The organism is bacterium, assembly GCA_040755795.1.
Classification (GTDB): Bacteria; UBA9089; CG2-30-40-21; order CG2-30-40-21; family SBAY01; genus JBFLXS01.
The window spans coordinates 1-2,102 of record JBFLXS010000572.1 but is presented as its reverse complement, the minus strand read 5'-3'; the positions used below and the strand labels follow the sequence as shown (position 1 = coordinate 2,102).

Annotated in this window: 3 protein-coding genes; all 3 read left to right on the top strand. The window is 36.9% G+C overall.

Annotated features, from left to right (window positions below; translation table 11 throughout):
* Positions 1–326: T9SS type A sorting domain-containing protein (locus tag AB1414_19805; protein ID MEW6609658.1), on the top strand; the 326-nt coding region annotated here is incomplete at its 5' end.
* A 47-nt stretch (positions 327–373) separates the two neighbouring features.
* The gene (gene ilvC / locus AB1414_19800; protein MEW6609657.1) at positions 374–1,366 is read left to right on the top strand and encodes a ketol-acid reductoisomerase; all 993 of its coding nucleotides are present in this window, start codon (positions 374–376) and stop codon (positions 1,364–1,366) included.
* Between the two features lie 505 nt (positions 1,367–1,871).
* The gene (locus AB1414_19795; protein MEW6609656.1) at positions 1,872–2,009 is read left to right on the top strand and encodes a hypothetical protein; all 138 of its coding nucleotides are present in this window, start codon (positions 1,872–1,874) and stop codon (positions 2,007–2,009) included.
* Positions 2,010–2,102: the final 93 nt, after the last annotated feature.

Here is a 2,102-nt window from a genome sequence, read left to right as displayed (position 1 = left end):
GTGGAGATAAAAGGGCATTCAGGATGATAGTTAGTTCTGTGCCACTTCCCATACCGATTTTTTCTATAAATGATGTCTATTGTTATCCTAATCCAACAAAGGATGAGATAACTTTTAGTAAATTACCAGTTGACAAAATAAAGCTAAAGATTTATAATATAGTTGGAGAGAAGGTGTTTGAAAGAGAGATAAGTGGTGATATTAATAATGAGTGGAAGTGGGATTGTAGAAACGATGCCAATGAAAAAATTGCCTCTGGAATTTACATCTATGTTATCTCAGATGGCAAGACAATTAAGAGAGGTAAATTAGGGATTATCAAATAATCTTTCGCAAAGGTGCAAAGAGCGCCAGAATAAAAAGGAGGAAAAAAATGGCAACAATTTATTATGACAGGGATGCAGATTTACAAGTTCTAAAAGGGAAGAAAATTGCTATCATTGGCTATGGAGCACAAGGACATGCCCATGCCCAAAATCTACGAGATAGCGGATTAGAAGTAATTGTCGCTGAGGTAAAGGACAGTCCTAATTACGAAAAGGCAATTGAGAATGGATTTAAACCCATATCGGCTAAAGATGCTTCTGATGTAGCCGATTATATCCAATTATTAGTTCCTGACCAGTTTCAGGCTCAGGTATATAAATCTGAGATTGCAGATAACCTTAAGCCAGGGAAGATATTGGGTTTTTCGCATGGATTTAATATTCACTTTGGACAGATAGTTCCTCCAAAGAACATTGATGTGGTGATGATTGCTCCAAAAGGTCCTGGGCGGCTGGTAAGACAGGTATTTGTGGAAGGCGGTGGAGTTCCTAATCTAATTGCTATTTATCAGGATGCCTCAGGGCAGGCAAAACCACTTGCCTTATCTTATGCGAAAGGCATTGGTGGAACTCGTGCGGGTGTGATTGAAACAACATTTGCCGAAGAAACCGAAACAGACCTGTTTGGAGAACAGGTAGTTTTATGTGGCGGAACATCAGAATTAGTCAGGGCAAGCTTTGATACCTTAGTTGAGGCAGGCTACCAGCCAGAAATAGCCTATTTTGAGTGCTGTCATGAGTTAAAACTTATTGTTGACTTGATTTATGAACGAGGAATTATGGGTATGCGTCAGGCAATTAGCGATACGGCTAAATATGGTGATGTAACAAGAGGAAGAATGATTGTTACTGATGAAACACGCAAAAAGATGAAAGAGATTTTAAAATATATTCAGGATGGACATTTTGCTAAAGAATGGGTTTTAGAAAACCATGCTAATCGCCCTGTATTCAATGCCTTACTTAAAAAGGACTCCGAACATCTCATTGAAAAAATAGGGGCTCAACTACGAAAAATGATGAATTGGATTAAAAAATAGGTAATCGTTCACCGCAGAGACGCAGAGACGCAGAGAAAAAAATTAAAGTAATTATTCAGCCACTGATTAACACGGATTAGCACGGATAAATACAGAGGGGAGAAGGCAGAGGACAACAGGAGGAAAAACCTTCAGCCTAATTACGGATACGGAAAACGGACACGATTTACGAATTTTCAGTGTTTCGTAACCGTTCAGGTAATCCTTTACCGCAGAGACGCAGAGAAACAGAGAGGAAAATATCTTTTTTTGTAAACGTTCAGGTGGTGTAACAAAAGGAGATATGGAGATTATGGAGATAAGGAGATATGATTAAAAAAATTGAAATTATACTCCAGTGGGGTATAAATTGTGATTATTTAAAGTAATCGGTAATCAGGTAATCAGTAATCGGTAATTTGAGATAGCAAGCTACTGCTTGCTCTTTACCGATAACCTGAGTTGATAGTAACAGGAAATCACAAAATATGCCTCTCTAAAGTATAGTAGAAACTAATAGAAATTTATGGAAATTTGTTGTTTTCCACAATCAATTTCTACCTATTTTTGCTTCGCAACATTCTTCGAATTTTATAAATTTCAATCTATTTCTATTACTCGATATTCAAGTTTTTTTAAGATTAAGTGGTTTATCCTTTTTTAACCGCAAAGAACGCAAAGAAATTAACCGCAAAGAACGCAAAGATTATAGTGCTCTGTTAAGATTGAATTTGCATGTTACTTAGGTAATCAGTAA

Excerpts from the sequence above, each read along its gene's own strand:
- AB1414_19795 (MEW6609656.1), top strand. The coding sequence starts at position 1,872 with ATGGAAATTTGTTGTTTTCCACAATCAATTTCTACCTATTTTTGCTTC.
- ilvC (MEW6609657.1), top strand. The coding sequence starts at position 374 with ATGGCAACAATTTATTATGACAGGGATGCAGATTTACAAGTTCTAAAA.